The organism is Stenotrophomonas sp. Ps181 (genome assembly GCF_025697425.1).
In the GTDB taxonomy this organism is placed as follows: domain Bacteria; phylum Pseudomonadota; class Gammaproteobacteria; order Xanthomonadales; family Xanthomonadaceae; genus Stenotrophomonas; species Stenotrophomonas sepilia.
The window spans coordinates 504,234-530,355 of sequence record NZ_JAHWBI010000003.1 but is presented as its reverse complement, the minus strand read 5'-3'; the positions used below and the strand labels follow the sequence as shown (position 1 = coordinate 530,355).

Annotated in this window: 23 protein-coding genes and 1 pseudogene; 9 read left to right on the top strand and 15 right to left on the bottom strand. The window is 67.8% G+C overall.

Translation table 11 applies throughout. The annotated features are described in order from the left end of the window. Nucleotides 1–98 precede the first annotated feature (98 nt). The 7 genes from KXV01_RS09315 to KXV01_RS09285 are packed head-to-tail and all read left to right on the top strand — an operon-like array spanning nucleotide 99 to nucleotide 9,659. Nucleotides 99–1,295 carry an MFS transporter gene (locus KXV01_RS09315; protein WP_111096213.1) on the top strand — a complete coding sequence of 399 codons (1,197 nt, stop codon included), beginning with the start codon at nucleotides 99–101 and terminating at the stop codon, nucleotides 1,293–1,295. Then, nucleotides 1,292–2,485, top strand: coding sequence for an isochorismate synthase (locus tag KXV01_RS09310; RefSeq protein ID WP_111096214.1), 1,194 nt, complete (start codon nucleotides 1,292–1,294; stop codon nucleotides 2,483–2,485). The genes KXV01_RS09315 and KXV01_RS09310 overlap by 4 nt, the downstream gene beginning before the upstream one ends. Continuing rightward, on the top strand, nucleotides 2,482–4,134 hold the full coding sequence (locus KXV01_RS09305; RefSeq protein ID WP_099495987.1) for an AMP-binding protein: 1,653 nt from the start codon (nucleotides 2,482–2,484) through the stop codon (nucleotides 4,132–4,134). The genes KXV01_RS09310 and KXV01_RS09305 overlap by 4 nt, the downstream gene beginning before the upstream one ends. Next, nucleotides 4,134–4,766: an isochorismatase family protein gene (locus tag KXV01_RS09300; RefSeq protein ID WP_049438812.1), complete on the top strand. Its 633-nt coding sequence runs from the start codon at nucleotides 4,134–4,136 to the stop codon at nucleotides 4,764–4,766. Before KXV01_RS09305 ends, KXV01_RS09300 begins: the two co-directional genes overlap by 1 nt. Then, a complete protein-coding gene (locus tag KXV01_RS09295) occupies nucleotides 4,766–5,023 on the top strand; it encodes a phosphopantetheine-binding protein (RefSeq protein ID WP_049414955.1) in 258 nt (85 codons plus the stop codon). The genes KXV01_RS09300 and KXV01_RS09295 overlap by 1 nt, the downstream gene beginning before the upstream one ends. Next, entirely contained in the window at nucleotides 5,020–8,910 is a 3,891-nt protein-coding gene (locus KXV01_RS09290; protein WP_111096215.1) for a non-ribosomal peptide synthetase, read from the top strand. Before KXV01_RS09295 ends, KXV01_RS09290 begins: the two co-directional genes overlap by 4 nt. Next, nucleotides 8,901–9,659, top strand: a complete 759-nt coding sequence (locus tag KXV01_RS09285) for a 2,3-dihydro-2,3-dihydroxybenzoate dehydrogenase (RefSeq protein ID WP_049414951.1) — start codon at nucleotides 8,901–8,903, stop codon at nucleotides 9,657–9,659. The genes KXV01_RS09290 and KXV01_RS09285 overlap by 10 nt, the downstream gene beginning before the upstream one ends. A 101-nt stretch (nucleotides 9,660–9,760) precedes the next feature. Here KXV01_RS09285 and KXV01_RS09280 read toward each other — a convergent pair whose 3' ends face one another. The 5 genes from KXV01_RS09280 to KXV01_RS09260 all read right to left on the bottom strand — a co-directional run bounded on the left by KXV01_RS09280 (nucleotide 9,761) and on the right by KXV01_RS09260 (nucleotide 14,399). Then, complete coding sequence (locus KXV01_RS09280; RefSeq protein WP_241896208.1) at nucleotides 9,761–10,282, bottom strand: YrhA family protein; 522 nt, start codon at nucleotides 10,280–10,282, stop codon at nucleotides 9,761–9,763. 186 nt (nucleotides 10,283–10,468) lie between these two features. Further along, nucleotides 10,469–10,846, bottom strand: a complete 378-nt coding sequence (locus KXV01_RS09275; protein WP_099495990.1) for a DUF2894 domain-containing protein — start codon at nucleotides 10,844–10,846, stop codon at nucleotides 10,469–10,471. Beyond that, complete coding sequence (locus tag KXV01_RS09270; protein ID WP_021204244.1) at nucleotides 10,836–11,474, bottom strand: OmpA family protein; 639 nt, start codon at nucleotides 11,472–11,474, stop codon at nucleotides 10,836–10,838. The genes KXV01_RS09275 and KXV01_RS09270 overlap by 11 nt, the downstream gene beginning before the upstream one ends. Further along, a complete protein-coding gene (locus KXV01_RS09265) occupies nucleotides 11,471–13,735 on the bottom strand; it encodes a DUF802 domain-containing protein (RefSeq protein WP_099495991.1) in 2,265 nt (754 codons plus the stop codon). Before KXV01_RS09265 ends, KXV01_RS09270 begins: the two co-directional genes overlap by 4 nt. A 10-nt stretch (nucleotides 13,736–13,745) precedes the next feature. Then, the gene (locus KXV01_RS09260) at nucleotides 13,746–14,399 is read right to left on the bottom strand and encodes a DUF3348 family protein (protein ID WP_049413072.1); all 654 of its coding nucleotides are present in this window, start codon (nucleotides 14,397–14,399) and stop codon (nucleotides 13,746–13,748) included. A gap of 145 nt (nucleotides 14,400–14,544) precedes the next feature. Between KXV01_RS09260 and KXV01_RS09255 the strand changes: the two genes are divergently transcribed. Next, entirely contained in the window at nucleotides 14,545–15,465 is a 921-nt protein-coding gene (locus tag KXV01_RS09255) for a M14 family metallocarboxypeptidase (RefSeq protein WP_032962492.1), read from the top strand. Here KXV01_RS09255 and KXV01_RS09250 read toward each other — a convergent pair. From KXV01_RS09250 to KXV01_RS09210, 9 genes are all read right to left on the bottom strand, one after another. Further along, entirely contained in the window at nucleotides 15,369–17,180 is a 1,812-nt protein-coding gene (locus KXV01_RS09250; protein WP_263467726.1) for a phosphoethanolamine--lipid A transferase, read from the bottom strand. The genes KXV01_RS09255 and KXV01_RS09250 overlap by 97 nt on opposite strands. A gap of 73 nt (nucleotides 17,181–17,253) precedes the next feature. Then, complete coding sequence (locus tag KXV01_RS09245) at nucleotides 17,254–17,640, bottom strand: diacylglycerol kinase (RefSeq protein ID WP_099495993.1); 387 nt, start codon at nucleotides 17,638–17,640, stop codon at nucleotides 17,254–17,256. A 57-nt stretch (nucleotides 17,641–17,697) separates the two neighbouring features. Next, nucleotides 17,698–18,939 carry a HAMP domain-containing sensor histidine kinase gene (locus KXV01_RS09240; protein WP_049440591.1) on the bottom strand — a complete coding sequence of 414 codons (1,242 nt, stop codon included), beginning with the start codon at nucleotides 18,937–18,939 and terminating at the stop codon, nucleotides 17,698–17,700. Then, nucleotides 18,936–19,610: a response regulator transcription factor gene (locus KXV01_RS09235; protein ID WP_099495994.1), complete on the bottom strand. Its 675-nt coding sequence runs from the start codon at nucleotides 19,608–19,610 to the stop codon at nucleotides 18,936–18,938. Before KXV01_RS09235 ends, KXV01_RS09240 begins: the two co-directional genes overlap by 4 nt. Nucleotides 19,611–19,888: 278 nt before the next feature. Next, nucleotides 19,889–20,236: an RcnB family protein gene (locus tag KXV01_RS09230; protein ID WP_021204235.1), complete on the bottom strand. Its 348-nt coding sequence runs from the start codon at nucleotides 20,234–20,236 to the stop codon at nucleotides 19,889–19,891. Between the two features lie 135 nt (nucleotides 20,237–20,371). Beyond that, on the bottom strand, nucleotides 20,372–21,808 hold the full coding sequence (locus KXV01_RS09225; protein WP_099487928.1) for an efflux transporter outer membrane subunit: 1,437 nt from the start codon (nucleotides 21,806–21,808) through the stop codon (nucleotides 20,372–20,374). Next, nucleotides 21,805–22,689: a biotin/lipoyl-binding protein gene (locus tag KXV01_RS09220; protein WP_049413089.1), complete on the bottom strand. Its 885-nt coding sequence runs from the start codon at nucleotides 22,687–22,689 to the stop codon at nucleotides 21,805–21,807. The genes KXV01_RS09225 and KXV01_RS09220 overlap by 4 nt, the downstream gene beginning before the upstream one ends. Nucleotide 22,690: 1 nt before the next feature. Beyond that, nucleotides 22,691–22,900 carry a DUF1656 domain-containing protein gene (locus KXV01_RS09215; RefSeq protein WP_099487924.1) on the bottom strand — a complete coding sequence of 70 codons (210 nt, stop codon included), beginning with the start codon at nucleotides 22,898–22,900 and terminating at the stop codon, nucleotides 22,691–22,693. Nucleotides 22,901–22,904: 4 nt separating this feature from the next. Beyond that, nucleotides 22,905–24,779, bottom strand: a complete 1,875-nt coding sequence (locus tag KXV01_RS09210) for an FUSC family protein (RefSeq protein WP_099495997.1) — start codon at nucleotides 24,777–24,779, stop codon at nucleotides 22,905–22,907. Nucleotides 24,780–24,945: 166 nt separating this feature from the next. Between KXV01_RS09210 and KXV01_RS09205 the strand changes: the two genes are divergently transcribed. Next, a complete protein-coding gene (locus tag KXV01_RS09205; protein ID WP_262256969.1) occupies nucleotides 24,946–25,740 on the top strand; it encodes a helix-turn-helix transcriptional regulator in 795 nt (264 codons plus the stop codon). Nucleotides 25,741–25,775: 35 nt separating this feature from the next. Here KXV01_RS09205 and KXV01_RS09200 read toward each other — a convergent pair. Continuing rightward, a pseudogene (locus KXV01_RS09200) lies at nucleotides 25,776–25,904 on the bottom strand (alpha/beta hydrolase); the annotation flags it as partial. Nucleotides 25,905–26,122 lie beyond the last annotated feature (218 nt).

Below are 26,122 nucleotides of genomic sequence, written 5' to 3'. Positions count from 1 at the left end.
TATCATTTAAGGGCGGCATCTGGCCCTGAGCAGGGTCGGTGCGGGGTGGGACGCGCAGGCGCGTCCGGCCAATCCTTCCCTGTTACGGCTGGTGTTTCATGCACGCACGTCCCGTCGTTCCCGGCTTGCCGGCGCTGGTGTTGGCTGCCCTGATCGGCACCATGGCGATGATGTCCTTCGTCGCCGTGATCGGCCCGGTGGTCCGCATGCTCGGTTTGTCCGAGTGGCATGCCGGGCTGTCAGTCACCGCCGCAGGCGTGTTGTGGATGCTGGCCGCGCGCCCCTGGGGCCAGCTCAGCGACCGCATCGGCCGCAAGCGTGTGCTGATGCTGGCGATGAGTGCCTACACCGTGGTCTACATCGCGCTGGCGGTGTTCATCGACGTGGCCCTGCAGGCGGTGCCGCCGGTGCTGGTGTCAGTGCTGGTGCTGGTCGCTGCGCGCGGCCTGATCGGCCTGTTCTACGCAGCGGTGCCTCCTACCGCGGCCGCGCTGATCGCCGACAAGGCGCCGACCGGGCAACGTGCGAAGTTCCTCGCCCGCCTGGGCAGCGCCAACGCATTGGGCATGGTGCTGGGCCCGGCTGCCGCGGGTTGGCTGGCCTATACGAACCTGTCGCTGGCGCTGTATGTAGCCGCACTGTTGCCACTGCTGGCGTTGGCGCTGCTGGCTTGGCGACTGCCGGCCACACCGCCTGTGATGGGCGTCTCCGCCCGGCACCGCGCGCCAATGAGCCGCCTCGACCCGCGCCTGCGCCTGCCGCAGCTGGCGGCGTTCATCGCCATGGTTTCGGTGACCATCGCGCAGGTCACGGTTGGCTTCTTCGCGATTGATCGCCTGGGCCTGGATGCGGCGGCCGGCGCGCGCATGGCCAGCATCGCGCTGACGGCGGTCGGCGTTGGCCTGATCCTGGCGCAGGCGCTGGTGATGAAGCTGGAGGTCCATCCGCGGCGCTGGATCGTCCTCGGCGCCGTGATCTCCGGCATCGGCTTCGCCTCGGTGGCGGGCGTGCAGCAGGGCTGGCAGCTGCCGGCGGCATATGCGCTGGCAGCGTTCGGCATGGGCTTCGTATTCCCCTCGTTCCAGGCGCTGGCCGCCGACGCGGTGGAAGCACACGAGCAGGGCGCCGCCGCCGGCACCGTCGCGGCAGCGCAGGGCCTGGGCATGGTCGCCGGGCCGATGCTCGGCACGCTGTTGTATCGCGGCGGGCCCAGCCTGCCATACCTGCTGGTCGGCGCGTTGCTGCTGTTGCTGTTCGCGCTGGCCGCAGTGCATCGGATGAAGGAGACCCCATGAACGATTCCCTGATGCAGGGCGCGTGGCCGGAGGCCGCGCCAGCGCCGCAGGAGAGCAGCGACGACGCGTCGCTGTTCCTGCTGCAGCACGCTGGCCAGCACGTGCACGCACGCGGTTGCCGCGCCACGCTGCCGGCCGGTGCGCTGGCGACATTGGCAGAACGCGTTTCGGTGTTCTTTGCCCAGCAGCGCGGCGGCCCGGGCCTGCTGGTTGGCGCAGTGCCGTTCGAGCCGCGTGCCGACGATGCGTTGTACCAGCCCGAGCGCCTGCTGCCGGCGCTGGCACTGCAGCCGCAGGCCGCACCGCCGCTGGACGGTGCCCTGCGCGCCGAGCCTGCGCCGCAGGACTATGCGTCAGCGGTTGCCGCGGCGGTGCAGGTACTGCGCGCGCCCGAACTGAACCTCCAGAAGGTGGTGCTGGCGCGCAGCCTGCTGGCACGCACCCGCCAGGCGCTGTCTCCGGACGTGCTGCTGGCACGCCTGGGCGCAGATCCGTCGGTGGCGACCTATGCGGTTCCGCTGCCGGTGGAGCTGGGCCAGGCGCCGGCCTGGCTGGTGGGCGCGACGCCGGAACTGCTGCTGCGCAAGCGTGGCGCCGAGCTGTTGTCGCATCCGCTGGCCGGTTCCGCGCGGCGCAGCGCCGATGCCGCCGAGGACGAGCGTGCGGCGCAGGACCTGCTGGCCTCGACCAAGGACCATGACGAGCACCGTCATGTGGTCGAGGCGATCGTCGAGGGTCTGGCGCCGTATTGCAGCCACATCGATGCGCAGCCGCGGCCGGTGCTGCATGCCACCGCCAGCATGTGGCATCTGGGTACACGCATCCATGCCACGCTGAAGGATCCGCACACGTCGGCCGCCGAGCTGCTGGCGCAGCTGCACCCTACGCCGGCGGTCTGCGGTACGCCGCGGTTGGCGGCGCTGCAGTGCATCCGCGAGCTGGAGCCGGTGCCGCGCGGCTTCTATGCCGGCGCTGTGGGCTGGTTGGATGCGCAGGGTGACGGCGACTGGTATGTGGCAATCCGCTGCGCACGCCTGCAGGGAATGCAGCTGCGCCTGTTCGCCGGCGCCGGCATCGTTGCCGACTCGCAGCCCGAGGCCGAGGTGGCCGAGACCGCAGCGAAGTTCGCTGCCCTGTTGAACGCGCTGGGTGTCCATGAATCCGCGCCCGCCATCGAGCCTGCCGCATGAGTACCTCCACTGACTCTTCCCGCCTGCCGCTGCAGCAGGTGTGGCCGGATGACCTGATGGCGCGCTATCGCGAGGCCGGTCATTGGCGTGGCGAGACCTTCCCGGCGTTCCTGCGCGAGCGGGCAGAGCGTTTCGCCGATGACATCGCGGTGGTCGCCGGCGACGTACGCCTGAGCTACGCGCAGCTGTGGCACGAGGCCGGGCGGATCGGTGCCGGCCTGCTGGCGCTCGGCCTGCAGCCAGGGGAGCGGGTGCTGGTGCAGCTGGGCAACACGGCAGGCTTCATCACCACGGTCTGCGGCCTGTTCCGCGCCGGGCTGGTGCCGGTGTACGTGTTGCCGGCGCACCGCATGACCGAGCTGGTGCACTTCGCCAGCAAGGCCGAAGCCAGTGCCTACATCACCACCGCACTGCACGATGGCTTCGATCATCGCGGGCTGGCGCGAGCGCTGCAGGTCGAAATGCCGGCGGTGCGCCATGTGGTGATCGACGGCGAGGCGGCGGAGTTCATCGCGCTGGAGGCGCTGCAGGGCGATCGCAGCCGGCTGCCGGCCGATCCGGACCCGCAGTCGGTGGCGTTCCTGCAGATTTCCGGTGGGAGCACCGGGCTGTCCAAGCTGATTCCACGCACGCACGACGACTACATCTATTCGTTCCGTGCCAGCAATCAAATCTGCGGCATCGACCGCGACAGCGTCTATCTGGTAGCGCTGCCGGCCGCGCACAATTTCCCGATGAGCTCGCCCGGCTTCTTCGGCGCGTTGTACGCCGGCGCCCGCGTGGTGTTCAGTCCCGGCCCCGGGCCGGATGCGGCCTTCCCGCTGATCGCCCGCGAAAGGGTGACCTGCTGCGGCCTGGTGCCGCCGCTGGCGCTGCTGTGGGCGCAGGCCGCCGCCACCAGCAAGCATGACCTGTCGAGCCTGCAGGTACTGCAGGTGGGCGGTGCCAAACTGGTGCCGGAAGCCGCACGGCGGGTGATCGACGGCCTTGGCTGCACGCTGCAGCAGGTGTTCGGCATGGCCGAAGGCCTGGTCAACTACACACGGCTGGATGATCCGGAGGACCTGATCGTGGCCTGCCAGGGCCGGCCGATCAGTCCGGACGACGAAGTGCGCGTGGTCGATGACCATGACCAGCCGGTGGCCGAAGGCGAGGTGGGGCATCTGCTCACCCGTGGCCCGTACACCATCCGTGGCTACCATAACGATGCAGTGGCCAATGCGCGCTCGTTCACCGACGACGGTTTCTACCGTACCGGTGACCGCGTGCAGCAGCTGCCCGGGGGCTACCTGGTGGTACAGGGGCGTGCGGGTGACCACATCAACCGGGCGGGCGAGAAGATCTCTGCCGAAGAGATCGAGGACCACTTGCTGGCATATCCGGGCGTGTTCGATGCGGCCGTGGTCTCGATTCCCGACGAGTACCTGGGCGAGCGCAGCTGTGCCTTTGTGATCCCGCAAGGCGAACCGTTCAAGGCGCCCGCACTGAAGGCCTGGATGCGCGGGCGCGGCCTGGCTGCGTTCAAGGTGCCCGACCAGGTCGTGTTCGTCGACAGCTTCGATACCACCGCGGTCGGCAAGGTCAGCCGCCGCGAACTGCGCGCGCAGCTGCGTGCGCGTCATCTGCAACAGACAGGAGGAACGCGCTGATGGCGCTGCCCCGTATCACCGACTACCCCTTGCCGACCGCCGCTGAGCTACCGCAGGCGCGCGGACCGTGGCGTCCCCGGCGCGATCGTGTCGCGCTGCTGGTGCACGACATGCAGCGTTATTTCCTGGCCGCATTCGACGCCGGCAATGCACCGCTGCGGCCGGCCGTGGACAACATCGCACGCCTGCTGGCGCATTGCCGCGCGCACGGCATTCCGGTGTTCTACACCGCGCAGCATGGTGACCAGGACCGTCGAGACCGTGGCCTTCAGGCCGACCTGTGGGGGCCGGGCATGCGTCGCAGCGCCGACCATGAACCGATCATCGAGGCGCTGGCACCGCAACCGGGCGAGCACGTGCTGGTGAAGCACCGCTACAGCGCATTCCAGCGCAGCAACCTGGAGACGCTGATGCGTGTGCGTGGACGCGACCAGTTGCTGGTGACCGGCGTGTACGCCCATATCGGCTGCACCGCGACCGTGGTCGATGCCTTCCAGCGTGATATCGAGGCCTTCATCGCCGCTGATGCGGTGGCGGACTTCTCGCGCGCCGATCACGATCAGGCGCTGCATTGGATCGCGCGTACCTGTGGCGTGCCGATGACCACCGACCACCTGCTGGAGGTGCTGTGATGGCCGCGACCGGTGAGGTGCTGGATCTTGAGCGGATGCGTGCCGACGTGGCGCGCGTCCTGGAGTGCACGCCGGCCGAGATCGGTGACGACGACAACCTGATCGACCTGGACCTGGATTCAATGCGCATGCTCGGCCTGGTCCTGGCCTGGGGCAACACTGGCCTTCCGCTGGAGTTCTCGCAGCTGGCCGAGCACACCACGCTGCGCCAGTGGTGGGGTGTGGTGCAGCAACTGCAGGCCGCGCAGAACGCATGAACACCGCAGCGCTGGCCACGCCGGTGGCGTTGACCGAGGCCCAGGCCGGGCTGTGGTTTGCACAGCGGCTGGCACCGGACAATCCGTCATTCAATACCGCGCACGCGGTATGGATCGACGGCCCGCTGGACGTGGCCGCATTCGTCGCAGCGGCAGACCAGGCTGCGCGCGAGGCCGAGGCCTTCGCATTGCGCTTTGCCGAAGGGGCCGATGGCCAGCCACTACAGTGGCATGACCCGGTACACGTGCCGCTGCTTTCGGTACGCGATGTTTCCGCCGAGCCGGATCCCGCCGCTGCGGCGCGCAGCCTGATGCACACCGACCGGTTGAGCCCGGTTGATCCCACCCGCGACCGGATCAGCCAGCAGGTGCTGCTTGAACTGGGCGGGCAACGCTGGGTGTGGTACCTGCGGGTGCATCATCTGGCCGCCGATGGCTACGGCATGGCGCTGTTCACCGATCGCGTGTGCGCGTTGTACGCCGGCCGCAGGGGTGAGCCACTGCCAGGACTGGCCGGTGTGCTGGCCGATGATGCCGCCTACCGTGCCGATCCGCGCCGCGTGCAGGCCGGGCAGTGGTGGCGTGAGCAGATGCAGGGCGCACCGGCAGGCGCAGGCCTGGCCGGCACGCTCGCGGCCAGTGACGACGCGCTGCGCCGGGTGCAGTCGCTCGATACGGCCTTCCGTGAGCAGTTGCTGCAGGCCTCGGTACGTTGGCTGCAGCCCTGGCCGGATGTGCTGGCCGCGTTGTCGGCCGAGTACCTGCGGCGGATGAGCGCTGCCGATGAAGTGGTGCTGGGCGTGCCCTACATGGGGCGGCTGGGCAGCGCGTCGGCGCGGGTGCCGGCGATGGTGATGAATGTGTTGCCGCTGCGCGTGGCGGCCGGCGAGGGCAGCGTCGAGGCCTTTGCCCGGGGCCTGGGTCGCCAGCTCAGCCAGGGCCGCAGGCACGGCCGCTACCGGGGCGAGCAGCTGCGCCGGGACCTGGGCCTGGTCGGCGCGCAGCAGCGCCTGCACGGCCCGCTGGTGAATGTGCAGCCGTTCTACAGGCCGCTGGCGCTGACTGGCGTGCAGGCGGCGCTGGAGGTGCTGTGCACCGGGCCGGTGGATGACCTGGCGCTGGGCTTCCGTGGCGATGGCCAGCATCTGCTGGATCTGGAGATCGAGGCCAATCCCGCGCTGTACAGTCGCGAGGATGTCGAGGCACACGCGGCGCGGTTGCTGCATTTCGTGTCGTCGGCGCTGCAGGCTGACGATATCGCCGCCGTACCCCTGGCGACGCCCATGGAGGCGCAGCAGATGCTGCACGGTTTCAACGCCACCGCGCACGCGTTCCCGGAAACGACCCTGGTCGCGTTGCTGCAGCAGGGCATGGATCGGGACCCGCACGCGCCAGCGCTGGTGTTCGGCGACACGACGCTGGACTACGCAACGCTGGAAGCGCGCAGTTTCGCGCTGGCGGCACAGTTGCGGGCGATGGGTGTCGGCCCGGGCAGCGTGGTGGCGGTGGCATTGCCGCGTTCGCTGGCGCTGGTGGTCGCGCTGGTCGCGGTGCTGCGCGCAGGCGCCGCCTACCTGCCGCTGGATCTTGCCCATCCCGACGAGCGGCTGGCGCGCATCTTCGCCTCGGCGCAACCGGTGTGCGTTCTGGCTGCGGCGGAGGTTTCGGCGCGCACGGCCGGCGTGCCGGTGCTCGCGCCGGAGCAGTGGACCGCGCTGAGCTTCGCCGCGCCGTGGGCCGATCCTGCGCCCAGCGACGCAGCGTATGTGATCTATACCTCCGGCTCGACCGGGGAACCGAAGGGCGTGGTCATCGAACACCGCGCCATCGTCAACCGCCTGCTATGGATGCGCGAGCAGTACGGCATCCGCGCCGATGAACGCGTGCTGCAGAAGACCCCGGCCACCTTTGATGTCTCGGTCTGGGAGTTCTTCCTGCCGTTGCTGTGCGGGGCCACGCTGGTGGTTGCCGGGCCCGATGCGCATCGCGACCCCACTGAACTGGCGCGCCTGATCCGTGGCCATGGCATCACCACGGTGCATTTCGTGCCGTCGATGCTCGATGCCTTCCTCGCTGCACCGGCCTCCGAAGGCCTGCAGCTGCGACGGGTATTCACCAGTGGCGAGGCGCTGGACGCCGCGTTGCGCGACCGCTTCCACGCGCGCGTGCAGGCCGAGCTGCACAACCTGTATGGCCCGACCGAAGCGGCCGTGGACGTCAGCTATTGGCCGGCGTCGGCGCAGGATCGCTCGCGGCCGGTGCCGATCGGGTTCCCGGTCTGGAACACCCGCCTGTACGTGCTGGACGCCCGGATGCAGCCGGTGCCGATAGGCGTGGCCGGTGACCTGTACCTGGGCGGCATGCAACTGGCACGTGGCTATCTCGGTCGCGACGACCTGACCGCCGAGCGCTTCCTCGCCGATCCGTTCCTGCCTGGCGAACGCATCTATCGCACCGGCGACGTGGCGCGCTGGCGCGCCGATGGCGCGGTCGAGTACCTGGGCCGCAGCGACCATCAGGTGAAACTGCGCGGCCTGCGCATCGAGCTGGGCGAGATCGAGGCGGCACTGCGCGAGCTGCCTGGCATGGAGCGCGTGGAAGTACTGCTGCGCCAGGACGCGCCCGGCGATGCCCGGCTGGTGGCCTATGTGCCAACCGCGCTTGCCGACCCCGTCATGCTGCGCAGCCACTTGGCCACGCGCGTGCCGGATTACATGGTGCCCTCGGCGTTTGTCGGCGTGGACCACTGGCCGGTGACCGCCAACGGCAAGCTCGACCGCAACGCATTGCCGAAGCCACCCCAACGTGAAGTTGCCGGCTTGGCGCCGCGCACGCCGTTGGAACAGGAGCTGGCGTTGCTGTTTGCCCAGGCACTCGGGCGTGAAGCGCCGGTGGCGGTGGATGCGGATTTCTTCAGTCTCGGCGGTGACTCGCTGTCGGCGGTGCACCTGCTGCTGGCCATCGAGCAGCGCTGGCGCTGCGATCTGGGTCTGGGTGCCTTGTTCGCGCAGCCCACCGTGGCTGCGCTGGCGGTTCGCCTTGCCGAGCCGCCCGCGCTGGCCGATCACGCACTGGGGCCGGTAATCGCGCTGGCCGCGACCGAAGCGGGCGGGTCCACGCCGCTGTTCGTGCTGCACCCGGCCGGTGGCATCGCCTGGAACTACCGCACCCTGGCCCGGGCACTGCAACCCGCCCGCCCGGTGTATGGCCTGCAGTCGCCGGCACTGGACGCGCGGCTGCCACTGCCGCGCAGTATCGAGGCGATGGCCAACGATTACGTACAGCGCGTGGTCGCACTACAGCCGAAGGGGCCGGTGCATTTGCTGGGCTGGTCGGTGGGCGGCATCCTGGCCCAGGCGATGGCGGTGCGGCTGCATGAGATCGGCCGCGACGTCGGCGAGCTGGTGCTGCTGGACGCCTATCCCAGCGAGTGCTGGCGGGCCGAGCCGGAACCCGATCCCATCGCTGCATTGCGGGCACTGCTGGCGATTGCCGGTCATGACCCGGATGCGCATCCGGAACTGGACAGCCGGGAACGCATTCTCGCGTTCCTGCGTCGTGGTGGCAGTGCACTGGGGAGTCTGCCGGATGTGGTGCTCGATGGCGTGGTGCGCGCCGTGACCGGCACCAATCGACTGATCCGTGAACATATCCACCGGCCGTTCGATGGCACGCTGGTGCATGTGCGTGCGGGCCGGGATCACCAGGCGCGGCCACAGTTGCAGTCGGCGTTGTGGCGGACACACGCGCGCAGGGTGCAGTCGTTGGAACTGCCGTTCCTGCATGCAGAACTGACTGGCCGCGATGCGGTGGCGCAGCTGGCGCCGTGGTTGTCGGCGCGGTTGCGCCAATGGGACGAGCAACAGGAGATCGCAGCATGCAGTTGACCGGCTTTGAAGGTCGCGTGGCACTGGTGACCGGCGCCGCCGGCGGCATCGGCGAGGCACTGGTACGGTTGCTGGCCGCGGCCGGTTGCACCGTGGTGGCGACCGATCGCGAGGCACCGCGCGTGTCAGATACCCGGGTGACGTCGTTTGCACTCGACGTAACCGACAGCGCCGCGGTGGACGCCCTGGTGGACCAGGTCGAGTCCAGCATCGGGCCGATCCTGTTGGCCGCCAGCGTGGCCGGCGTACTGCATGTGGGCGGTGTCACCGAGACCGGCGACGACGACTGGCGCCGTGTATTCGCGGTCAATGCCGATGGCGTGTTCCATGTCGGCCGTGCGCTGGCGCGGGTGATGTCGCCGCGCCGGCAGGGCGCAATCGTTACCGTCAGCTCGAATGCGGCTGGCGTGCCGCGGCACGGCATGGCGGCGTATGCCGCGTCCAAGGCCGCCGCCACGATGTTCACCCGCTGCCTCGGGCTGGAGCTGGCGCCGTTGGGCATCCGCTGCAACATCGTCGCCCCGGGGTCCACGCTGACCCCGATGCAGACCGGCATGTGGCAGGACGAGCACGGCGCCGAACGGGTGATCGTCGGCAGCCTTGAGACCTACAAGGCCGGCATTCCACTGCGCAAACTCGCCACGCCGGAAGACATCGCGCACTCGGTGATGTTCCTGCTCTCCGAGCAGGCCGGGCACGTAGCGATGAGCGACCTGTACGTGGACGGTGGCGCCACCCTGCGCGGCTGAGGTCCTCAGAGCCGAACCCATGACTCGGCTGATTCAGAAGGCAGCCGGTGTAGCTGTGAATGCCAACCCGGCGTGGCATGGGCATTCTTGAATCTGTTTGTTCAGCAATGCTGTTCGATCAGACCGATGATGTGACCGAGTAGGCCATCTAATGAAGTGAATTCTTCGTAGACATTATCGAACGCTACTTTGTCACGGACCTGGTACCGCCCTGTTGCGAATTCAAAGACGTAGCAATCCATATCGCTCTCTCCGAGTTCTACATAGCCGCCCATGGATCCCTGGTCGCAAGCGAGAAGGTTCATTTCCACCAAAGCAAGCGCTGACCCGCCATCGCGGTATGAGCGTGAAGTGCTCGAGTAGAGGAAGACTCCTGCTGCCGCCAAGCCATCGTGGCGTGAAAGAAAGCCCAGATAGGACTCCGGCAGGGTGATACCTAGCGTAGAAAGCACCAAGCTCTGGAGCGCGTCGACGTGAGAACGTCCAAGTGGAGGGCCAAGGTACATCTCGGCTTCGTTGAGATTCGCGCGGAGCTTGAGAAGTCTGGCTTCTACTGAAGGCTGCATTTGTTGAGATTGAATTCGTGTGCAATGAGGGCAGTCAGACACTGTGGAATTCTTCATTCGACGTCAATGGTAGTCGCCCCAAGCTGTTCAAGTTGGTCAACCATTGACGTGGTTGGCTCGCGGTAGCGATTGGACAGCAGCGCTGCTGGGAGTCGATAAGCGCCAAGCAATGTTGGCGTAACCAGCAGCGTGGATCAGGATTGTCGTGTCCAAGGGGCGCCGAACGAGGTCGGCGTAATGTGTTCAACCCGCGCTGCGCGGCTTGCGTGTCCGTTTCGGCTTTGCGGTCTCACCGCCGCTGGCGGCGCTGTCCTGCAGCGCCTGCAGCCAGGACAAGGTGTCCACATAGTCGATGAAATGCCGCAGGTAGCCGGGGCTGGTGGCCTGCATCGTGTCGAGCATGCGTTGCACCAGCACCGCCGAGTTCAGCGGGCCGCCATCGGCCGGGGCCTCGGCGCGCAGCGAGCGGCGCACCTGCAGTTCGCTGCGCAGCTCCGACCACTCGCGCTGCACCTGCTGCAGCATCGGCACCTGCGGGTAATGCGGCAGCGAGCGCGACCCCGCATCGAGGTCACGCACCAATGCGCGCAGGCCTTCCAGGGCGGGCGGCTTACTTGCCATCCGCCGCCTTGGGCTTGGGAATCGGCGCGATCTCCACGCGGCGGTTGCGTGCGCGGCCTTCCTCATTGGCGTTGGAACTGACCGGCTGCTCGCTGCCGAACGCGGCGGCGAACACGGCATCAGCGGGTACGCCGTCGGCAATCAGGGTGCGGGTCACGGTCAGCGAACGCTGCGCGGACAGCTCCCAGTTGTCGGCGAAGCGGCGGTTGCCTTCGCGCACCGGCGCATCGTCGGTGAAGCCGCTGACCATCAGGATCTCCTCGCGGCTGCCCAGGTAGGCGGCCAGCGGCGCGGCCAGGCTGCGCAGCAGCTCCTGGCCTTCCGGCTGCAGCTGGTCGGAGTTGAGCGCGAACAGCACGCTGCCGCTGATGCCAATGCGGCCGTCGACCAGCGTCACGCGACCGGCAGCCAGCGGGCCAGCCAGTGCCTGTTCGAGCGTCTGCAGGCGCTTGGCTTCGGCCTGGCGCTGCTTCACTTCCTGGTCCAACCGCTGCGACAGCTCCAGCTGCACCGCGACAACACCTACCAGTATCAGCACGAACGCACCCAGCAGCACCGACATCAGGTCGCCGAAGGCGGCCCAGATCGGGGCGTGCGAGCCGCCGTCAACCTCCAGCTCGTCGCTCATGCGCTGCCGGCCTTGCCGCGGCGTGCGGCCAGCTGCTGCAGTTCTTCCATCACCTGCTTCTGCGACAGCAGGCTGAGGTCGACCACCTCGCGCGCCTGCGCCACGTAGTAAGCCAGCTGCTCATCGCTGCGGGCCAGCGAGGCATCCAGCGCGCCACCGATCTGTTCCAGGCGGCCGGACAACTCGGTGGAGGCGTTGCCGAACTGCGCGACGGCCTCGCCGAAGGAGGCGGCCAGCTGGCTGACTTCACCTGCGCTGCCGTTGAGCGCTGCGGCAATGCCATCCAGCTTGCCGGTCTCTGCGGCGATATGGTCGGTAAAGCGATTGCCAACGCGCTCCAGCAGCTCGGCCGAGCCACCGACCAGCGCGTCCACGGCGGTGCGCTGTTCGTGCGAGGCATGGTTGATCGCATCGAGCAGGGTCTGCACGGTGGCCAGCAGGCGGCCGCGCTCTTCCAGCATCGCGTTGTCGCGCACCAGACTCTCGGACAGCGTGCTGCGCAGCTCGTTGATGACGTCGGCAGCAGCTTTCGGTGCCGCCGCCGCGGTCTGCAGCAGGGCGGAAACTTCAGCCAGCGTGGCGCTGGCCTGCGCGCGACCGTTCTCGCCGATCTGCTGTGCGGTGGCCGCCAGCGTGTCGCAGACCTGCTGCTGCTGCGCGGCCAGGCGTTCGCCGTTGGCCTGCAGGCGCTCGGCCAGGTCGCTGGAAAGGTGCTGCAAGGCATCGCTCCAGCGCTGCAGGCGCTGTTCGTCGCCGGCCTGCAGCTGCGCCTGCAGCGCGGCGTGGGCCTGCTGCAACTCGGCGCTGACCGCGTCCCAGCGCGCCTGGCGCTGCTGCTCGCGGCTGTCCAGGCTGGCCTGCAGCTCGGCATGCGCGGTCGCGGCGGCGGTCTGCGCGGCCTGCCACTGCTGCGAGCGCTGCGCTTCATGATCCTGCAGCAGTGACTGGCTGGCGCTGTGCTGCTGCTCCAGTGCCTGCAGCAGCGCCTGCGCACGCGCATCCAGATGTTCGCTGGCGGCGATCAACGCCTGCTGCTGGCGCTCGACCAGCGCGCTGTTGAGGGCCTGCTGCTGCTCGGCGGCGGCACGCAAGGCGTCTGCATTGCTCTGTGCATCGGCCTGCAGGCGCTCGCCGATACGCGTGACCAGTGCTTCGGCGTGCGTGCCCTGACCATCGCTGAAGGCCTGCAGGTGCTGGCGCAGTTCGCTCACCAGCGCCTGCTGCGCCTGGGTCTGTTCACTCACCACCTTGGCCCAGCTGGCTTCGGTGGCGACCCGGCTGCGTTCGAAACCGTCGCTCAGCCCCGCCAACTGCTGTTGCACGGCCCGCTCGACACGGGCATGCAGCGCCTCGCCGTGCTGGGCCAGGCCCGCCAGCGTGGTTTCCGCCATCGGCCGCAGCGCGCCACCGATGGCTGCGGCGCTGGCTTCGGCCCCTTCGCGCAGCGACTGCTGCAGCGACAGGGCCAGCCGTTCCTGCAGGGCCTGGCTCTGGGTCAGGAACTCGGCCTGGCCGGACAGCAGGCGCTCGTTTGCAGCCGTGCTGTGCCTTTCAAAGGTCTGCGTCATCGCCTGCAGGCGGTCGACCAGCGCCGGCAGCGCGGCGGACTGTGCCTGCAGCAGGCGCAGCGATTCGGCGCGCTGCCAGGCCTGCGAATGCGGGTGCAGGTCGCCGGCAATGGCGCGGTCCAGCTGCTGCACGGCCTGCAGGCGATCGCGGCGCAGCAGCGCCGCCAGCAGGCCGAGCATGGCCGAGCTGGCCACACCGGCGATCGAGGTACCGAAGGCCACCGCAAGGCCCTGCACCGGCGAGGCCAGCGAGCCGCGGATGGCAGCCATGTCGGTGGCGCTCTGCAGGGCCAGGCCGGTGCCGCGCAGGGTATCCATCATGCCCAGCAGGGTGCCGAGCATGCCCAGCAACACCAGCAGGCCGACCAGGTACGGGGTCAGCACCGGCGCGGGCAGGGCAGTGCGCTCGCCTTCCACGCGCAGGCGCACGGCGTTGCGCAGGCCCACCGGCACGCGCTCCAGCCAGGGGGCAAGGCTTTCCTTCGCGCTGGACAGGTCGTTCAGTGCGGCGCGCAGGCCGTTGCTGGCCTGGCGGTAGCGGTACAGCTCGACGCCGCCGGCGATGTAGCAGGCCGCGATGATCGCCGCCACCGCTGCACCCAGCGGATGCACCGACACATAGCCAATGCCGATCCAGCACACGGCCAACAGGCCGACAAGGAAAACAATGACATGGAAAGCAGTTCTGGACATGGTGTTCCGGTCAGTGGGAGCGCAGGGCGTCTTGCAGCCCTTGGATCGGGTGGAAGCGCAGCTGCAGCTCAGCCAGCAGCAGCGTGCGCATGTCGTGGCGGAAGGCCGCGCGCCAGCCGGGCTGGCCGTGCACGCGTTCAAAGCGGGCGCCGAGCACCGTCGGCGCGATTGCCAGCAGGCTGTGCTCGCGCGGGGTGAGGGTCTGTTCCATCACCGCATCTACTTCGGCCAGCCGAGCCAGGTCGGGCGACGCCTGCACCAGCTGGTCGCGCAGTCGGCCGCGCAGGCGCCCGGTGGCGGTCTGGATGGCCTGCTGCAGCACCCGGTAGCGCTGGCGCAGCGAAGCGAAGTTGGGTGCGGCAGCGGCCTCGGCCAGGTCCAGCAGGCGCTCGGCCTCGGCGTCCTCGCGGATGGAGGCCAGCAGGCTGGCATGGGCCTGGGCGCAGTCGGCCAGTACATCCTCGACCCCCTCGGCAGCCTCGCCGGGGTCGGGCAGGCGTCCGCCCAACGCGCCGGACAGGGCCACGGCACGGCTCCAGTCCACCCACTGGCCGAGGCGATCGGTCAGGGCGGGACTGCTGGCCGGCATCGCGCCGTCGCTGAGACGGGCGAGCAGGCGGAGGAACTCCGGTCCACCCAGGACCGGCTGCGCTGCGTTCGCCATCAAGGGGTGAGGGGCCAAAAACCGTTGATTTTACAACCAGATGACCCCGGCTGGATGAAGGCGGGGCCTGGGTGGCGGTACCCGCAGGCGCGACAAGGCTTAGAATGTCCGGCTGCATCCATCCGTTCGACCCCTGGAGTACCCCATGACTGTTGCGCAGTTCTACCCGATCGGCACCCCCGGACAGCCCTGGGGCGACGCGGAACGCGCACAGTGGCGGGCCCGCCAGCAGCGCCAGCGCAGCTACCACGATGACGTGGTGGCCGCGCTCGAGCGCCTGGACGATAGCTTCGATGTGATCCAGTACGGCCAGCTGGACTATGCGCCGGACCATTACCCGCTGTTCGCGGTGGTCAACCACGACTGGAACCCGGCGCTGCCGACCGCGCTGATCACCGGCGGCGTGCATGGCTACGAGACCAGCGGCGTGCATGGCGCCCTGCAGTTCCTGGAACAGCAGGCCGAGCGTTACCTGGGCCGGCTGAACCTGATCGTGGCGCCGTGCGTCAGTCCGTGGGGCTACGAGCGCATCCAGCGCTGGAACCCGGATGCCATCGACCCCAACCGCAGCTTCCGTGACGGCGGCCAGATCGAAGAGGCCGCTGCGCTTATGCGCTGGGTGGCTGAGCGCAAGCCGAACCTGCTGGTGCACCTGGACCTGCACGAAACCACCGACAGCGACCTGCACGAGTTCGACCCGGCGCGTTGCGCCCGCGATGGCAAGCCGTTCGAGCGCGACACGATTCCCGATGGCTTCTATGTGATCGGCAACAGCGAAGACCCGCAGGCCGAGTTCCAGAAGGCCCTGATCGCCGCAGTGGCGCCCGTCACCCACATCGCCCCGGCCGATGCCGAAGGCAACCTGGTCGGCCTGCCGCTGCAGTCGCCGGGCGTGGTCTGGGGCGAGTCGCGTTCGATCGGCGCCTGCGCCGGCTTCACCGACGCGCGTTTTGCCACCACCACCGAGGTCTACCCGGACAGCCCGCGCACCAACCCGCAGGAATGCAACGACGCCCAGGTGGCGGCGGTGTGCGCCGGCCTGGATTTCGCCCTGGCGGCGCAGTAGCGCGCCACGTTGCGGGCAGCGATCGGCATCAGCCGGCGCTGCTTCTTCACCGGCGTGGCGGCCACAGCCGGCGAACCCGACGCGCGGCATCCGGCAAACACATCCAGATCGCGTTCGTACACGACGCTGCTGACGCCAAACAGGCCCAGCAGCGAGTGGAAGACGTTGTCGTGGCTGTGCGCCCGGTGCAGGGCATTCCCACGCAGGCAGGCCGTGTCCAGGCCCGCGTTGCGGCCGAAGCCCGCTGAGAACCACATCACCAGCGGCACCTGGGTCTGCTCGCGCGGTGCGATGAAGTAAGGCGTACCGTGAAGGTACATGCCGCGTTCGCCGAGCGACTCGCCATGGTCGGACACATAGATCAGCGCGACATCGCGCTGGTCCGAATAACCCTGCAGCAGGTCGATGGTCTCCGCCAGCACCCGGTCGGTATGCACCAGGGTGTTGTCATAGGTGTTGACCAGTGCCTCGTTGCTGCAGTGCTGGATCTGGTTGCTGTCGCAGGTCGGGCTGAAGGCCCGCGACGCTGCGGGATACCGTTCAAAGTAGGTCGGCCCATGGCTGCCGAGTTGATGCAGCACGACCAGGGCATCGCCGTGGATGGCGTCGATGCGTGCGCCGAGCTGATGCAGCAGCACGTCGTCGTAGCAGGTGCCGTCGGCGTTGACGCACTGGCCGGCCACCTTCAGCGCAGGCATGTCCTCGGTCGGCACGCGCTCGCACACGCCCTTGCAGCCGCCATTGTTGTTGTTGCGCCAGAGCACGCCGACGCCGCTACGCTGCAGGATGTCGAGCACGTTCTCCTCGGTCGCCGCGCGGACGTCGTCGTATTGCTGGCGGGTCATCTGCGAGAACATGCAGGGCACCGAGATCGCCGTTGCGGTGCCGCATGAGGAAACATCACTGAAGCTGATGACGCCTTCCTTGCGCGAGAGCCGGGGATTGGTCGCGCGTGGGTAGCCGTTGAGCTGGAAGTTCTGTGACCGCGCGGTCTCGCCGACGACCATGACCACCAGCTTCGGGCGCGGGCCCGGAATGCGCCGCGCGTCCGTGCCGATCGGGCGCAACGGTTGCTGGCGGGTGCTGTAGAGGCTTTTCAGGTAACCGTGGGTATGGCGCATCACGTTCAACGGCAGCGCCTGGTCGCGGATGTAGCGGTTATTGCGCAGCAGTGAGGAGTAGTCCTTGTAGAACGCAAAGCCGATCACCAGCAGCATCACCAGCGACGCCAGGACGTTGGCCGGCCACACCAGCAGGGAACGTATCGAACCGGCCCCGCTGGTGGTGCGCACCAGGGCCAGCCCGGCAGCGGGCAGCACGCCCAGCGCCAGCAGCGTGAGCAGCAGCGGCAGCGACAGATAGGCGTTCAGTTCGGCCTGGTTGGTCTCGAACACGTTCTGCACCATGCTGCGGTCGATCAGCACGTTGTAGTGCAGCATGAAGTAGCTGCAGGCGGCGCTGACGACGAGGAGCACCACCAGCAACGGCTTGCGCACGAAGGGTAGCGCCAGCAGTGGCGTCAGCATCAGATTGAACAGGCAGAACAGCAGCAGCGGCAGGGTGGCCAGGAACAGGATGCTGCGCACACCGTTGAGATCAATCAGCCCCCACAGCGTCTTCCAGAGGGCGATGTTTCCAATCGTGGCGAAGAACAGTGCGGCGGCCCAGACCAGAACGATTGGATGGGACCGTGGAAAACGGAGGCATTGGCGCACGAGCAGGTTCCGCGGAACAGGAGTGCGCGCAGTATCGAAACGGCTTTATCAGGAAGTTGTCAGCCTGGCCGGGCTAGCCCAGCAGGATCACGCCCCACACCGCGCCGACCATCAACAATGCGGTGGTCTGCGCGGCGCTGCCCATGTCCTTGGCGTTCTTGGACAGCGGATGCTGCTGCAGCGAGATGCGATCAACCACGGCCTCGATTGCCGAGTTGAGCAGTTCCACCAGCAGGCTGATGAGGCAGACCGCCAGCAACAGCGCGCGCTCGGTCGTGCTGATGTCCAGCACGAAAGCTGCAGTGATCAACAGCGCGTGCAGGAGCAGGAGCTGGCGAAAGGCGGCCTCGCCGCGGAAGGTCGCGATGAAGCCATCGCGCGAATGGATCAGGGTGTGGAAGATGCGGCTCAGGCCGGTCTTGCCGTGCGGATACTTGCCGCTGTGTTTGGGATGCTGCATGGCGTTTTCAAAGTCGGGGGCAACCCCGAGCATGTGCACGCCGCTGTCAGGAATACGTCAGATGCGGGCCGCAGGCCAGTGCAGGGCGAACCGGCAGCCGTGCTCCGAGGACTGTACTGTCATCGTCCAGCCAAGGTGTTCGACGATGCGCTGCACGATGGACAGTCCCAATCCTTCACCGCTGAGCGGTGCCCCGGGCACGAATCGTTGGAACTGCTGCGGGTCGATGCTGGAGGGCAGGCCGGGGCCGGTGTCTGCGATGATCAGTGCAGTGGTGTCCAGGGTGATCCGGACCTTTCCCTGTTCGGTGTATTGGCAGGCGTTGCGCGTCAGGTTCCAGATCACGCTGTGTACCAGGTCCGGATTGGCGTGCATTGTCACCTCTCGACCGGGATCAACGATGATGCCGACCGGCTTGCCGGCCAGCCAGGCCTGGCAGCGCTCCACGCAGGACTCGATCAACGGACGCAAAGCCACCTCGCTGCGCGGGACTGAGCCGGGGGAACGTGAGAGCAACAGCAGGCAGGACAACTGGCGCTGCATCTCCTGGGTGGTACGCAGGATGCGCTCCGCGCTGGGAACCAGGTGGCTGTCAGGAGGAAGCTGGCAGGCAAGGGTTTCCGCAGCACCGCCGATGATGGCCAGCGGCGTACGCAGCTCATGGCTGGCATCGCCGCTGAAGCATTGCTCGCGGTGCAGGAAACGCTCCAGTTCATCACTATGCCGGGCAAAGGCGCGGGCCAGAACGCCGATCTCGTCGCGTGCGTCCTGGCAGGGAAAGGGTTTCCGCCCGCTCTGCACAGCATCGGCCAACTGCGTGATGGGCGCGATGACGTGCGACGCCACCTTGCGACCGATCAGGAAGGCGCCGAGCACGCAGATCGAAATGACCAGCGCTGCAAAGGCGTTGATCAGGTATTCCAGGTAGCCATAGGGTGCAGCGTCCTGCAGCAGGTAGTAGCGTTGGCCGCCACTGTCGAACACACGCAGGTGCCACTCGTTGGGTGCTGCTTCGCCGTGGTAGCCCAGGCCGTACTGGCGCAGGACCATCGGCACGCTATCGTGGTCGTACAGCTGGCTGCCCGAGGGCAGGGCGGGGCGTTCGCCACGGGCTAGTGCTGCCTGCAGCTTGTGCACGGCACTGTCTTGGGTCTGCGCGATGACCGCGGCCCTGACCTGGTCGTAGTCCACCTGTTCGGCCAGGACGATGAAGCCCATGGCGCCGGCCATCAGCAGCACGAACGAGATCGTGATGCGGGTACGCAGGGTCAGGCGGCGGTAGAGAGCGGCAGGGGTCACGCCGGCATGCGCCAGCCGACGCTGTGCACCGTGGCGATCAGCGTGGTGTCGAAACTGCGTTCCACCTGCAGGCGCAGCTCATGGATGTGGGTACGCAGCGCGCCGCTGTCCGGTGGCTCGTCGCCCCAGACCAGGTATTCCATCTCCTGCTTGCGGACCACGGCGGGTGCCGCGCGTACCAGACACACCAGGAGCTTGTGCGAGGTGGGCGTCAGCGCGATGCAGCGTCCCTGCCGCCACGCCTGCGGCGAGCGCGTATCTACCTGCAGGTCCTTCCACGCCAGTACGCTGTCGACCTGGCGGCCCTGCGCGCGTCGCACCAGGGCCTTGATCCGCGCATCCAGCTCCTTCAGCGAGAAGGGTTTGACCAGATAGTCATCCGCGCCCAGGGCCAGGCCCTGCACGCGGTCTTCGACTGGGTCACGCGCGGTCAGCATCAGGATCGGCACCGGGTTCTGGAACTCCTGGCGCAGCTTCTGGCACAGCGTCATGCCGTCCAGGCGCGGCAGCATCAGGTCCAGCAGGATGGCATCGTAGTCGTGTTGCGTGGCCCGGCGCAGTCCGCTGGCCCCGTCGCGGGCGTCGTCCAGGACGTAGCCCAGCGGTTCAAAGAAGGCATACAGGTTGGCAACCAGCTCGGGGTTGTCTTCGATGATCAGCAGGCGGGTCATGGCATGCGTCCTTGCGCGTGGCCGAACTCTGCCCGATCCCTTGCCGGATGCCAATGCCTTGGCTGAATGAATCGTGGGTGCGACTGGTCCGCACCCGATTCCGTTCAATCAGCGGGGCTGCGTGAATCGCGTATTGAATGGATTACCGAAAAGAGGCCTGCGATGAGCCAAGCAGCGAGCAGCGCGCTCTGGAACCCAGTGGTTCGCATCATTCACGTCGGCCGCGGCATGGAGGGAGCGCGGAGGGGCCCACAGCAGGACCCCGCCGCCCTCCACATTCAGCGATGCAGCGCGTCGATGATCAAGCCGGTCGCGATCTCCACCAACAGGTACTCGGTGTCGGACTGGCGCACCCAGCGCTGGCCGCGACCCGGATTGCGCAGGTCATAGCGCGCGTAATCGTCTACCCAGTAGCGGCGGTCCACTTCGGCCCAGGGCAGGCGGTCGCCACGACGCCAGGCCTTCTTCTGCCAGCCCGGCGGCGGCGCATCGCGGTTGTGCGGGCCGCCTGCATGCGGCGGCGGGCCGTTGCCGCGGGCGTGGTGCGGCGGATCGGCGAAGGCGGGGGCCGCAGCCAACGCGGTGGCGGTGGTCAAGGCGATGGCAAGCAAACGTGTGGTCTTCATGGAGATGCCTCCGTCATGGCCGCGGCATGCGGCGCTGTGGCGGGAATATAGGGCAATCAGTGTGAATGAATACGGGTTTGGGAGGCACTTTTCTGAACAGACGGCGCGGCCTGCAGTTGCTGCCAGGGTACGGGGTCACGGGGCCCCGCCCTGGGCCGAGTCCGTCGCGGCCCAGCCTCCGCCCAGCGAAAGGAAAACGTCCAGCTCGCGGTCGACCCGCTCCGCGCGCGAGACGGCCAGTGCCGACTCCGCATCTGCCAGCGCGGCCTGCGCCGAAAGCAGGTCGAGAAAATCGATCCTGCCGAAACGGTAGAGCTGCTGCGCCTGCCCGGCGGCCCGCGCTGCGTCCCCACGCGCCTGTGCCAGGCTGCGCTCGCGTTCAAGCTCCTGCGTGCAGGCAGAAAGCGCGGTCTCGGTCTGGCGCAGTGCCTGCAGCACGACGCCGTCAAAGGATGCCAGAGCGGTATCTGCATTGGCACCGGCCGCTGCGATGCGGGCTTTGGCCGCGCGGCGGTTGGGCCAGTGCCATGACAGCAGCGGCCCGACGCTCGCCCCGAAACTGTCGGCGGAAAGCAGCTGCCCTCGCATGCCCGCTGTGCCCAGGGAGGCGCCCAGGGTGACCCGCGGATAGAGTTCTGCGGTCTCTACGCCGATCATCGCCGTGGCCGCGGCAAGGCTCCGCTCGGCGGCACGTATGTCAGGGCGCCGCTGGAGCAGCTGCCAACCCTCACCGACCGGCAGCGACTGCTCCAGCGCCGGGGCGCGCGGGCACGCTTCGACGTCCCTCGGATAGTTTGCCGGCACCCTGCCCATCAGTGCGGCCAGTTCGAACAGTGCGGCCTGGCGCTCCGCCAGCAGGTGCGGCACCGCCGCCGCGCTGCGGTTGACCGCAGCACTGGCACGGCTGACATCGAAGTCCGTTCCACGCCCGCCTGCCGCCAGGCGACGGGTTGCCTCCAGCGTGGCGCGCTGTATCGCCAGCACCTGCCGGGTTGCAGTGAGCGTGTGATTGCTTGTGCAGATCTGGAGATAGGCACGGGTGACAGCAGCAGCGACGACCACGCGGACCTGGTCGCGTGCCGCAGCGACGGCCTCCGCGTCGGCGTTGGCGGCTTCGATGCCGCGGCGGATGCCGCCTGCAAGATCCAGTGGATAGGAGAGGTGAAGGCCCAGCGCATAGGACTGCGGCGCGGCCGACGCCTGGGTGTAACCACCAGCATGGGTGAGCGTGCCCGATGCATCCACGTCGGCCTGCACGGCGCTGCGCGCGCGATACTCCAGCACGGTAGCGCTGGCGTGCCGAAGATTGGCATCGGCGGCGCGCAGATCGGTATTGGCCGCCAGTGCTTCGCGTACGTAGCCGTCAAGCTGGGGGTCGCCATACAGCTGCCACCACCGATCCGGTGGCGCGTCGTGGTTGAACGATGCGTCCTGGCCCGAGACGAATGGCTGCGCTGCGCGTGGCGTGGCCGCGACGGCATTCGCAGGCAGGTGATAGTCGGGGCCGGAGACGCAGGCCGTCAGGGGCAGCAGCAGGGCAAGCAACCCACAGCGTAGTGTTCGCAGGCTCACTTGCAGGCTCCCTGTGCCGAGGGCGTGATGGTCACACTCGCAGTGCGACCGACGATCAGGCGGGTATCCGGCGGCGCATCATCAATGCGGATGCGTACCGGGATCCGCTGTGCCAGCCTCACCCAGGTGTACGTCGGCGCCACGGCGGGGAGCAGGTTGTGCGTGCTGGAGCGCTGATCGTCGGCAATGCCGGCGGCGATCGTGTCCACGTGCCCGCGCACGTCGTGGTCGTCGCCCATCAGCCGTGCCACGGCGGCATCGCCCTCGGTGATGCAGCCCAGTTTGGTTTCCTCGAAGTAGCCTTCAATGCGCAGGCTGCGGGTATCGATCAGCGCCAGCGCCTGCGCCCCTGGCTGCAGGTAGTCGCCGGCATGCAGGTCCAGGTTGGTGACGATGCCATCGGTACTCGCGCGTACCTCGGTGCGTTGCACGTTGAGCCGGGCAACGCGCTGTTCGGCCCGTGCCTGCGCCAAGGCGGCCAACTCGGTATCGACCTTGGCGGCATTGCGTTCGCGTGTTTCCGAGGCGACAAGGTTGCCCAGTGCGTTGTCCCGCGTCGATTCGCGGCGGGCCAGCGCCAGCGTGGCGCGTGCACTGCTGACCGCTGCATCGGCCTTCTCAAGTGCGGCAGCGAAGCGCGGCTGGTCCAGCACCAGCAGCAGCTGTCCGGCGCTGACCCGCTGGTTGTCGTGCACCAGCACCTGGGTGACCAGCCCGCCCATGTCCGACGCAACGCGCACCACATCGGCGCGCACCCGTCCATCGCGCGTCCACGGGCGTGTTTCGTAACGCTTCCAGATGGACAGTGCGGCAACGACAGCAATCGCGAATACAACCAGCGTAGCGCTCCAGCGCCCGATGACGGCAAGCAGGTGTTTCATTTCATTTCTCGAGCAGGGGCGAAAGCCGGATCATCAGCTCCGCCAGGATCAGGAACAGGGACAGGCCCACCAGTGGTCGCGCGGCGAACAGGCGGTACAGGCCGAGACTGGCGAGCAGGCGCGAGGTCAGCATCGACAGCGCCAGCGCGGCGGCGGCCACGGCGAGCAGGCCGGGGATCAGCACGCCATCAATGGAAAGATCAGAAAACATGAGGTCAGTGCCGATGGGTGAGAGCAGGCGCCAGCAGGTCGCGGCGCAATCCGCAGAGCAGGTGCGACAGATGCTCACGATCATCCCCGCTGCTGGCCGTCGCGGCCTCGCGCATGCGGTCCAGCAGTTCAAGGAGATGGATGTCGACACTGCGTGGCGCACGAGTGCGCATCCTGAAATGTGCGGCGATGCGCTCGACCAGCGCGGCGTGAAGCGACTGGGTGCGCGGATCGCCCAGGCGCCTGCCCAGCGCGCGGAGTTGGCTGGATGCACGTGCCGCACGAGCGTCCGCAAACAGCGTTCGCAGGTCGTGTGCTGCGCTGGCATGGCCCTGCAACCTGGGAGCGAGCAGTCCGATTCGATCCAGCATGCGGCTGAGCCAGGCGCGGGTCACATCCCCCTGTCCAGCGGCGTGTCGTGCGATATCCCGACGGATCGAACGCTCCAGCCGTGCGCGGTTGCGGCTCGCATCGGCGGTCTGGAACAGCTGCATGCTGCACAGTGCCACCGTCGTACCGACGAACAACGCAACGCTGTTGTTGAGTGCGCCGACGATGTTCAGCGCGTTGGTAGCACCCAGGCCGGCGATGAGCGGGAAGGTCAGCACTACGCCCAGCGTGGCCATGATGTAGGGCGGCCGGGCCAGGAACGATCCACACAGCAGCAGCACCGGCGCGAGCGCGGCGACCAGGCCGGCGATACCCGACAGCGAAGGAATGATCACCAGGGCGTACACAAGACCGACGGCGACACCGAGGGCGGAGCCGACCAGATAGCGCATGACATGCGGCGCAGGCGCTTCGATCGTGCCGAACAGCACGCACGCCGTGCCGATGATGGACACCGCCGTGGCGCCCTCCGACCAGCCGGTAACGATCCACAACACGCAGCTCAGCAGGATGCCGACGAACGCGCCCAGCGCGCTGCGCAGGGCAAGCCGATGATCACGGTGAAGTACCGCACCCTGCGCATGTCGCGCAAGGCGAGCAGGTACATGCAGGCGCCAGTCGGGGCGGGCGGTGTGCAGTTGCGCCTGCAGCACGCGGCAGTCGGCGTGGGCCAGGTCGAGCTCGGCCTGTTGCGCGACCAGGCCGGCCCGCAGCAGATCGCGCCAGCCCCTTGCATCCATTGCGCTGGCCTGTGGTGAACGCAGCCGGGCGATGGAATCTTCCACCGCGCTGGACAGCATCAGGACGTCCAGCATCCGGTCATGCAGGGCACGCAGGATCTGCACCTGGGCCACGCCTTGGGCACCGTCGAAGGGCAGGTGGATCGACAGCACATGCAGTTCGAGCAGGTCAGCTGCCACTTTCGAGCGGTCCGTCGCCAGCACCGTGTCCGATGCACCGGCGCACATGTCGCGTGTCCATCGTTCCGCGTCATCCAGCACGGCAGCGACCCGTGCGTGCACGCGCGACGAGACGCTGCGCGGCATCACCAGCGCATGGACCAGCGTTGCGGCAAGGATGCCGATGGCGATTTCCTGCACCCGCGTGATGGCGATGGTGAACACCTCTCCGGGCACCATCACCGCAGGAAAACCAATCAGACTGGTGGTATAGCCGGCCAGCAGGAACGCGTACGCACGTGGCGTGCGGTCGAGCATCGCCAGGTACAGGCACAGCGCCATCCACGTGGCGAGCGTGGCGCTCAGCACCAAGGGCGCATTGGCGAAACGTGGCACCAGCGCGACGGTGGCGATGGCCCCGCCGACGGTACCGAGCAGGCGGAACAGGCCGCGGCTGAGTGTCGCCCCGGACAGAGGCTGCGATACCAGATAGACCGTGCCGATCACCCAGAACGGGCGATTCAGGCCGATCCTTAGAGAGACATACAGCCCCAGCGACGCGGCGAGCAGGCATTTGAGCGAGAACAGCACCGCCTCCTGATCGGTCCTGAGGGCAGGGCTTTTCAACCGGGCGAATGCCTGGAACACGTGGGGACGGGCAGGAGTGGGGGAGTGCATGCGGCTCATGCTAGTGATCGGCCGCACTGGCGAATTTCGCTACAATGACAATCAATCGCTAAAACCGGTCAATGTGAGAATGGCTCGCATTTCGCTCCCCGGCTTTGACCTGGACCCGGACGAGACCGATCGCCCGGCGGTTGCCAGCCGCCTGCAGGTGGCCGAGCACGACGCGGAAATTCCGGTGCATGAGCATCGAAAGGGCCAGCTGATTCTTGCGCTGCATGGGGCGGTGACCTGCGAAGTCGCCAATGCGCTGTGGATCGTGCCGCCCCAGTGTGGCGTCTGGATTCCGGGCGGCATGCCGCACAGCAACCGCGCCACCGCCAACGCGCGCCTGTGCTATCTGTTCGTCGAGCCCGGCGTCGTCGATCTGCCCATGCAGTGCGTGACGCTGGCCATCTCGCCGATGCTGCGCGAGATGATCCTGCACCTGGCCGACGCGCCGCTGGACTATCCGGATGGCAGCCACACCGACCGGCTGGCGCGGGTGTTGCTGGACGAGCTGGTACAGATGCCGGCCGAGCATCTGTCGCTGCCGGTCAGCCATCACCCGAAGGTGCGGGCGTTGGCGGCGGCGCTGTCGGCGGATCCGGCAGACCGCAGCACCATCGGCCAGTGGGCCGTGCGCCTGGCCCTGGGCGAGCGGACGTTGACCCGGCTCATCGAACGGGAAACGGGATTGTCCTTCGGGCGCTGGCGGCAGCAGCTGCACCTGCTCATCGCCATTCGTGAACTCGCTGCGGGTGCACCCGTACAACGCGTTTCCGAGACGCTGGGCTATGAGTCGGTGACGGCCTTCATCACGATGTTCAAGAAAGCGCTTGGCCTTTCCCCGGCGCGGTACTTCGCGGTGCGCCTGCGCGGGCAGTAGCGGGGAACAACGGGCGAAGCCGTTGCCTGGAACGGCTACTTCGAGGTGTCGGAGACCGATTGAATCGCGGCCACCACCGCAGCAGGGTCCTCGCGCTGGAGGGTGTGGCCGGTTGCCAGGTAGCGGTGCGAGCCGCGCGTGAAGCCCGGGAAGAGCAGGGCGTGTGTGGGAGATTGTGCTGGTAGTTTTGTGAGCTATGAACACGGACTCACTGTAGAGGAAGTCATGGGAGCCGGGCGTAGGCCGCTGAATGGCCGCGGATGCTTGAATCTGTGACCGGTTACGCGACTCCACACTTGAATGTGCAAGCGTCCTCGACGATAAAGGCGGCATGTGGCACTTTCGCATTCCGGACCAGGGACGATCCGATGCATGACGCGGG